This is a genomic window from Faecalibacterium tardum, assembly GCF_040096515.1.
GTDB classification, from domain to species: Bacteria; Bacillota; Clostridia; order Oscillospirales; family Ruminococcaceae; genus Faecalibacterium; species Faecalibacterium tardum.
In genome coordinates this window covers 1-7,779 of the sequence record NZ_JBBMEO010000055.1, presented here as the reverse complement: position 1 = coordinate 7,779, position 7,779 = coordinate 1, and the positions used below count along the sequence as shown (strand labels likewise).

The following is a 7,779-nucleotide window of genomic DNA, read 5'->3' as shown; positions in this document are numbered from 1 at the left end:
AGAGGGAGCTGTCAAAACCGTTAGGTTTTGACTGAGGGAGTTCAGCCTGTTGAGAGCCTGCCGCAAATTTCCCCGCAGCGCCGCGCTTTCGCAGAAAGCGGCGCTGCACCTGTCGTTTTCCTCTACGACCCCACCTGTGAAAATGCAATGCCGGAGCGTCCGCAGACGCTCCGGCATTGCTCTATTAAAAATAATCTTTCCGCTGACTATGCGCAGAGCAACGCGGAGCGCATTTAAAATCGTCCCACGAGCAAGCGCCAGATATGCCCACCCCCTTTTTTGTGTCCGCAAAGTGTGGTATACTGAAAATAACATTTTATGCCCGGAAGGAGGTTGACCGGTATGAACAGAACCCACAGGCTGCGGCTGGTGCTGTGCGCGCTGCTGTGCGTTTTGCTGTGCAGCTGTCAGACCGTGCTGCCGGCCAACGAAAAGGCACAGGTAGAGGAACTGCTGCGTGCCCCGAAACTTTCCGGCGATTACGGTGCGCTGCAAACTGCCCTGAACGACTGGCTGGGGGAGAGCGCCCAGCTGAAATATCCCATTCAGGGGGAGCTGCTTTCTCCCTTTGTGCTGCAGGACTTGGACGGCGATGGTCAGCAGGACGCGGCGGTGCTGTATACCACCGCCCAGACCGCCAACGTCTGCGTGGCCATTTTGCAGCGGGACGACGCCGGAAGCTGGCAGGTGCGCCAGAGCGTGGAGGGCCTTGCCGAAACGGTGGAGAACGTCAGCCTTGCCCAATTGCAGGATACAGACAGCTGCCAGCTGGTTGTGGGCTATACCGCCGCCCAGAATGATCACTATCTGGCGGTGTACTCCTATCAGAAGGGCACCCTGTCCACCATTCTGGAACAGCAGTACGAGCAGTATCTGGTGGAAAATATCACCGGCGGCAGCAGTCAGGATCTGATCCTGATGTCCACACAGGAGGACGGCAGCGTGCAGATCGAGCTGCTGACTGCAGACCGGGAAGGCAGCTTCCGGCAGGTGGCGGTCAACGGCCTTTCTGCGGATAAGTTCTCCGGCTGCGCCTCGGTGGCGGCGGGCGCAGGCACGGATGGGCGGCATTATCTGGTGCTGGACGGCTGGACCGGCATTTCCGGCAACAATCTGGCCTCGGTGCTGCTGTGCTACGATGAGAATAGCCAGCAGATGGTGCCCGCCACAAGGATCAGCAGCCAGCGGCTGTATAATGCTTCTCTGCGCAACGTGCCCACGCTGGTCAGCCGGGATCTGGACGGGGACGGCATTGTGGAAATCCCCACCCAGCCGGACGAGGCGGGTCTGCTGAACCTGAGCCAGAGCCGCCGCATGGACTTTATCGTCTGGATGGACTACACCAGCAGCCAGCCGGAAAAAAGCTTTGGCCTGCTGGACGAGGAGACCAACTGTTATATCGAGCTGCCCGCCGAGTGGGAGGGCAACCTGAAACTGACCGACAGCGAGGAATATGACGGCGCAGTGGAGCTGCGCACAGTGGACGAGGATCAGCTGGTGCTGACGGTACGGCTGGCAAGGACCTCGGCCAACTCCACCGGCTGGACCCGGCTGGGCGTGGTAGCGTCCCGTCAGGTGCAGGCCAAAATGGGTCCGGACGTTTTGCTTTCTGACACAAACTACCGCCTTTCCAAGGCGTTGTATCTGCTGAATTGAGGAATGGAGGATGCTGCATGGTACGAGTGCTTGTTGTAGAAGATGAGGCCAATATCCGCGATATGATCGCCCTGAACCTGCGCCATGCGGGGATGGAGGTGGTGGAGGCCGAAAGCGCCGAAGCCGCTCTGCCGCTGCTGGCACAGAAACCCGGCTGTGATGCCGCAATTCTGGACGTGATGCTGCCGGGCATGAACGGGTTTTCGCTGTGTGAGACCATCCGCCGCACCGACCAGCAGATCGGCATCATCATCCTAAGCGCCAAGGGGCAGGAGCAGGATAAGATCCGCGGCCTGTCCATCGGCGCAGACGATTACATGACCAAGCCTTTCAGCGTCAGCGAGCTGCTGGCGCGTGTGGAGGCGCTGTGCCGCCGGGTCACCCGCACCAAGGAAGGGGAGAGCCGGGAGAATACCCCGCTGGGCACTTTGACCAGCGGCGACTTTGTGCTGGACGAGAACCGCCGCGTTCTGCTGAAGGCCGGTCAGCCCATTGAACTGACACAGGTGGAGTTCCAGATCATGGAGCTGTTCTTCCGCAACCCGGGCACTGCGCTGGTGCGTGAAAAGATCCTGAAAGGGGTCTGGGGCGAGAACTACTTCGGCGATGTAAAGATCGTGGATGTGAACATCCGCCGCCTGCGCATGAAGGTGGAGGACGAGCCCAGCCACCCCACCCACATCATGACCGTGTGGGGCTACGGCTACCGGTGGGAAGAATAAAAATGTGATTCAGGAAAGTCCGTAGGACTTTCCTGAATCACAAAAAAATATTTTTTTATTATCTATACTCACCGAAAGGAGGACACTGTTATGCGAAGCGGTATCACCCGCCGCTGGCTGCGGGGCAACCTGCTTATCACCGTACTGGTGGTGCTGCTGGCCGAGGCAATGTTCCTGTACAGCTATACCCGGGGCTATTACAGCAGTGTGCAGCAGATCATGTACCGGCGGTTCTCCTCGGTGACCGGTCAGCTGAAAATGTATACCGGCGATACCGCCCAGAGCGCCGCCGCCAGCCGCAGTCTGGCGCTGCGGCGCATGGTGGAGCAGTTTGCCGATAAGGATAAATACGAGTTCATGCTGCTGGACAGCTACGGTGGCGTCATTGCCTCCTCCAGCGGTACGGACGCGGAGGGTATTGTCAGTAGTAAGGACTTTGAACAGGCGCTCAACGGCTCGGACGGTCTGGGCGTGGCGGTGTACCGCACCCAGTCTGGTGAGGTAGTCATGGCGGCCTGCTCGCTGGTGCCCTACGACGCCGAGGACGTGGCCGCCCTGCGGCTGGTCACCAGTCTGGCGCTGGTGGAGCGGCAGGTCAAAAACGCCATCATCATCAGTGTGTTCATTGCGATGGCAATCTTGCTGTTTACGGTCATGTCCGGGCTGTACTTCGTGCGGGGCATCGTGGTGCCGCTGGGGCAGGTGGAACGCACCGCTGCCGGCATCGCCCGGGGCGAGCTGGATGTGCGTCTGCCCCTGACCGATGACCCCCACGACGAGGTGGACCGGCTGCGCGGCACCATCAACCAGATGGCTGAGGGTCTGGAAGAGACCGAGAAGATGAAGAACGAGTTCATCAGTTCGGTGTCCCACGAGCTGCGCACCCCGCTTACCTCCATCCGGGGCTGGGTGGAGACCCTGATGACCTTGGACGACCCCACGGACGAGAACTACCGCAAGGGGCTGGAGATCATCAACAACGAGACCGGGCGGCTGAACAATATGGTAGAGGAGCTGCTGGATTTCAGCCGCCTGCAGAACGGACGCATCCGCATGGAGTGCCGCCCGCTGGACTTGGTGGCAGAGCTGACCGATGCGGTGCTCTTCTGCGAGGCGCGCATCCGACAGGAGGGGCTGCTGCTCCACTACACCGAGCCGGAGGAGATGATCCCTGTCTACGCCGACCCGGATCGTCTGCGGCAGGTGTTCATCAATATTCTGGACAACGCCATCAAATACTCTGCCCCCGGCGGGCGTATTACGGTCAAGCTGTGGGCAGGGGAGTACAAGGCCTTTGTGGAGATCATCGATCAGGGGCGCGGCATCCCGCCGGAGGATTTGGAAAACGTAAAGACCAAGTTCTACAAGGGCAGCAACTCGGTGCGCGGCAGCGGCATCGGTCTGGCGCTGGTGGATTCCATCATGACCGCGCTGGACGGCACGCTGGATATCAAAAGCACCCTCGGGCGCGGCACGGTGGTCACGCTGGGTCTGCCGCTGTACCATAAGGCGTAAGCAGCGCCCAAAACACAGATTTTGTCACATTTGTGTGCTAAAATGAGCTTTACGCGGGGATATGCCCCGGATAAAATATAAAAAAGACCGTCCTTTGCCGCAAGCGGCAGGGGCGGATATCGGGAGAAACCAATGAATCAACCTAAAAAGGAACGCTTTAAGACCAGCGTAGGCGGGCAGGCCCTGATGGAAGGCATCATGATGCGCGGCCCTAAACAGATGTGCTGCGCCGTACGCAAGCCGGACGGCACCATTGAGACCAAGCTCGACCCCACCCCCACCCACGGGGTATGGACGAAGATCCCGCTGGTGCGCGGCGCCATTTCCATGATCGAGAGCATGATCGTGGGCTACCGCTACATGATGTACTCGGCACAGGTAAGCATGGGGGATGACTACGACCCCGCCGAGGAGGAGACTGCCTTTGAAAAATGGGTGGGAGAGCATCTGGGCGAGAAAGCCGAGAATGCGCTGATGACCGTTGCGGCGGTGCTGGGCGGCTTGCTGGCGATTCTGCTGTTCACCGTACTGCCCACCTTCCTTGTGGGCGGGGTGAACCGTCTGCTGCCGCTGGGGCGCTGGGGCAAGGTGGTGCTGGAGGCCGTGCTGAAGGTGGCCATCTTCCTGACCTATATGGTGGGCATCTCCAAAATGAAGGAGATCCACCGCGTGTTTGAGTACCACGGTGCAGAGCACAAGACCATTGCCTGCTACGAGGCGGGCGACCCGCTGACCGTGGAGAACGTGCGCAAGTACACCCGCTTCCACCCCCGCTGCGGCACCAGCTTCCTCATTCTGGTAGTCATTGTCAGCGTGTTCCTGTACAGTGTGCTGCCGTGGGGCAGTATTGGTCTGCGGGTGGTGTGCAAGCTGCTGCTGCTGCCGCTGGTCATGGGCATCAGCTACGAGCTGCTCAAGTGGTGCGGCCGGTCGGACAATATTGCCACCCGCATCATCCGGCAGCCGGGCATCTGGGTGCAGCATCTCACCGTCTTTGAACCGGATGACAGCATGATCGAGGTGGCCATTGCAGCCGTTACCCCCGTGCTGCCCGAGACCCCGGAGGAAGGCAAATGGTAAGTGAAGCAATGCTCCCCCGCGCAGCGGTGCGGGAGGTGGAGCAGCGGCTGACCGCCGCAGGCTGCCCGGACGCGGACTTTGACGCGCGGGAGCTGTTCCGGCTGGCGACCGGGCGGGACGTGCGCCTTTCCGACCGTCCGCTGACCGCAGAGCAGGCGGCGGGGCTGGAATCCCTCTGCACCCGCCGCGCCGCGCGGGAACCGCTGCAATATCTCTGCGGCAGCTGGAGCTTTCTGGACTTTGAGCTGGCGGTAGGCCCCGGGGTGCTCTGCCCCCGGGCAGACACCGAGGTGGTGGCGCAGGCCGCCGCCGAGACCCTTGCGGGGATCGCCGCGCCCCGGGTGCTGGACCTGTGCGCCGGCACAGGCTGTCTGGGGCTGGGGGTCAAGCGCTTCTGCCCCGCCGCGCAGGTGACCTGCGTGGAAAAAAGCCCTGCGGCCTTTGCCTATCTGGAAAAGAACGCCCGCTGCGCCCTGACCGGACAGGGCAGACAGACCGAGAATGTATTGGAGCCTACCGCTCTTGAGCAGGCAAATGCCCCTGCTTTTGACTGGGGCCCGGCGCTGAACGCGCTGCGGGCGAACCAAAAGCCCGCCTACGCGGTGCAGCCGGTGCAGGCAGACCTCTTCACCTACTGGGAAACGCTGCCGGAGGGGCAGCTGGAGCTCATCGTCTCGAACCCGCCCTACCTGACCGCCGCAGAGATGGAGCAACTGCAGCCCGAGGTGGCACAGGAGCCTGCCATGGCGCTGGAAGCCGGGGAGGACGGCCTTGTGTTCTACCGTGCGCTGGCGCAGCACTACAAAAACGCACTGTGCCCCGGCGGGGCGCTGGTGCTGGAGATCGGCTGGCAGCAACGGGAAGCCGTAACCGCCCTGCTGGCAGAGAACGGCTGGGCAGACATCCGCTGCATTCAGGACTTTGGCGGCAACGACCGCTGCGTGATCGCCCATCGCCCAAAATAAATTGGAAAAAACAAACAACTTCTTGTTGTAATATTTTGATTTTGTGTTATACTAAGAAGGAAAGCGAAGGACGGCCCGCCCTCTGCGGGCCCAAAGGATAAAAGGAGCAGCAGGCTATGGCAAAAAATCAGAACAACAACGTTGCACCGGCCACTCAAAAGACCGAGCCGGAAGCCAAGAAGGACGCGCTGGCTACGGCGCTGGCGCAGATCGAAAAGCAGTTCGGCAAGGGCGCCGTCATGAAGCTGGGCGACAACGCCTCCATGCAGGTGGATGCCATTTCTACCGGCAGTCTGGGGCTGGATCTGGCGCTGGGCGTGGGCGGTGTGCCGCGCGGCCGCATCATCGAGGTGTACGGCCCGGAATCCAGCGGTAAGACCACGCTGGCGCTGCACATCCTTGCCGAAGCCCAGAAGAAGGGCGGCGAGGTGGCCTTTATCGACGTTGAGCACGCACTGGACCCCACCTATGCTGAGGCACTGGGCGTGGATATCAACAACCTGCTGGTCAGCCAGCCGGATACCGGCGAGCAGGCCATGGAGATCTGCGAAGCGCTGGTGCGCTCCGGCGCGATTGATGCCATCGTAGTGGACTCGGTAGCCGCTATGGTGCCCCGCGCCGAGATCGAGGGCGAGATGGGCGACAGCCATGTGGGCCTGCAGGCACGTCTGATGAGTCAGGCCATGCGTAAACTGACCAGCGTCATCGGCAAGACCAACACGGTCTGCGTGTTCATCAACCAGCTGCGCGAGAAGGTGGGCGTCATGTACGGCAACCCGGAGGTGACCACCGGTGGCCGCGCCCTGAAGTACTACGCCTCGGTGCGTATCGACATCCGCCGCGTGGAGGGTCTGAAGGACTCCTCCGGTCAGTTCATCGGCAACCACACCCGCGCCAAGATCGTGAAGAACAAGGTAGCTCCGCCGTTCCGTGAGGCCGAGTTCGACATCATGTTCGGCGAGGGCATCTCCAAAATGAGCGAGCTTATCGACGTGGGCGTCAAGCTGGGTATCGTGCAGAAGAGCGGCGCATGGTTCAACTACGGCGATATCCGTCTGGGTCAGGGCCGCGACAACGCCAAGCAGTTTTTGAAGGATAACCCCGAGATCGCAAACGACATCGAGGGGCAGATCCGCGCCAACGCCGATAAGCTGTACGCTACCCGCCGCCCGGCAGGCCGCGCCGCCGCAGTGGAGAAGCCCGCCGACCCCGCCGCCGCAAAGGAGCCGGTAGTCAAGGCACCCACCCGCAGCAGCGAGAGCGAGCTGGATATCATGGTGGAGGACTAAATGGCCTTTTACCGCCGTCGACCCCGCCCGGATGCGGAAAAGTGCGCCGACCCCGCCAAGGCGCGGGCCAGCGCGCTGGAAACGCTGGCCGGGCAGGAGGTCTCTGCCAATATGCTGTATGAGCGGCTGTGCCGCCGCTATACCGAACAGGCCGCTGCCGCCGCTGTGGCGGAGATGGTGCAGCTGGACTATGTGAACGATGCCCGCTACGCCGAAGCACGGGCACACAGTCTGCTGGCTGCCCGCAAAAGCCGCCGCGCCGCCGCCCAGAGCCTGCGCCAAAAGGGGCTTGCCCCCGCCGAGGTGGCAGGTGCGCTGGAAGCAGTCTACGCCCCGGAGGACGGCGACGACCCGGAGCTGGAAGTCGCCGCCGCGCTGGTGGACAGCCGCTACCGCAAAAAGCTGGCCATCGGCCGCCGCGACCTTGTGGTGGCCGCGCTGCAGCGCCGCGGCTTTGCCTACCCCGTCATCAAAGAAGCCATCCGCAGGGTGGAGGAGGAAGGGTAGAGGCTCTAGCCGAGGGATGTTCTCTTTTGACACCAAAAGAGAGAT

Annotated in this window: 7 protein-coding genes; all 7 read left to right on the top strand. The window is 61.7% G+C overall.

Annotated elements, in window-relative coordinates; all coding sequences use genetic code 11:
• The first annotated feature begins 342 nt into the window (after window positions 1–342).
• Window positions 343–1,656 carry a hypothetical protein gene (locus WMO44_RS14190; protein ID WP_349152966.1) on the top strand — a complete coding sequence of 438 codons (1,314 nt, stop codon included), beginning with the start codon at window positions 343–345 and terminating at the stop codon, window positions 1,654–1,656.
• Window positions 1,657–1,673: 17 nt separating this feature from the next.
• Complete coding sequence (locus WMO44_RS14185; RefSeq protein WP_249251474.1) at window positions 1,674–2,378, top strand: response regulator transcription factor; 705 nt, start codon at window positions 1,674–1,676, stop codon at window positions 2,376–2,378.
• A 90-nt stretch (window positions 2,379–2,468) separates the two neighbouring features.
• The gene (locus WMO44_RS14180; protein ID WP_349152965.1) at window positions 2,469–3,893 is read left to right on the top strand and encodes a sensor histidine kinase; all 1,425 of its coding nucleotides are present in this window, start codon (window positions 2,469–2,471) and stop codon (window positions 3,891–3,893) included.
• Window positions 3,894–4,025: 132 nt separating this feature from the next.
• On the top strand, window positions 4,026–4,973 hold the full coding sequence (locus WMO44_RS14175) for a DUF1385 domain-containing protein (RefSeq protein WP_118657942.1): 948 nt from the start codon (window positions 4,026–4,028) through the stop codon (window positions 4,971–4,973).
• Window positions 4,967–5,938, top strand: coding sequence for a N5-glutamine methyltransferase family protein (locus WMO44_RS14170; RefSeq protein ID WP_349152964.1), 972 nt, complete (start codon window positions 4,967–4,969; stop codon window positions 5,936–5,938). Before WMO44_RS14175 ends, WMO44_RS14170 begins: the two co-directional genes overlap by 7 nt.
• A gap of 116 nt (window positions 5,939–6,054) precedes the next feature.
• The gene (recA, locus tag WMO44_RS14165; protein ID WP_097779121.1) at window positions 6,055–7,227 is read left to right on the top strand and encodes a recombinase RecA; all 1,173 of its coding nucleotides are present in this window, start codon (window positions 6,055–6,057) and stop codon (window positions 7,225–7,227) included.
• Complete coding sequence (locus WMO44_RS14160; RefSeq protein WP_349152963.1) at window positions 7,228–7,734, top strand: regulatory protein RecX; 507 nt, start codon at window positions 7,228–7,230, stop codon at window positions 7,732–7,734.
• Window positions 7,735–7,779: the final 45 nt, after the last annotated feature.

What these genes read in the sequence shown, in the direction of transcription:
- WMO44_RS14190 (WP_349152966.1), top strand. Translation starts at nt 343, where the DNA reads ATGAACAGAACCCACAGGCTGCGGCTGGTGCTGTGCGCGCTGCTGTGC.
- WMO44_RS14185 (WP_249251474.1), top strand. Translation starts at nt 1,674, where the DNA reads ATGGTACGAGTGCTTGTTGTAGAAGATGAGGCCAATATCCGCGATATG.
- WMO44_RS14180 (WP_349152965.1), top strand. Translation starts at nt 2,469, where the DNA reads ATGCGAAGCGGTATCACCCGCCGCTGGCTGCGGGGCAACCTGCTTATC.
- WMO44_RS14175 (WP_118657942.1), top strand. Translation starts at nt 4,026, where the DNA reads ATGAATCAACCTAAAAAGGAACGCTTTAAGACCAGCGTAGGCGGGCAG.
- WMO44_RS14170 (WP_349152964.1), top strand. Translation starts at nt 4,967, where the DNA reads ATGGTAAGTGAAGCAATGCTCCCCCGCGCAGCGGTGCGGGAGGTGGAG.
- recA (WP_097779121.1), top strand. Translation starts at nt 6,055, where the DNA reads ATGGCAAAAAATCAGAACAACAACGTTGCACCGGCCACTCAAAAGACC.
- WMO44_RS14160 (WP_349152963.1), top strand. Translation starts at nt 7,228, where the DNA reads ATGGCCTTTTACCGCCGTCGACCCCGCCCGGATGCGGAAAAGTGCGCC.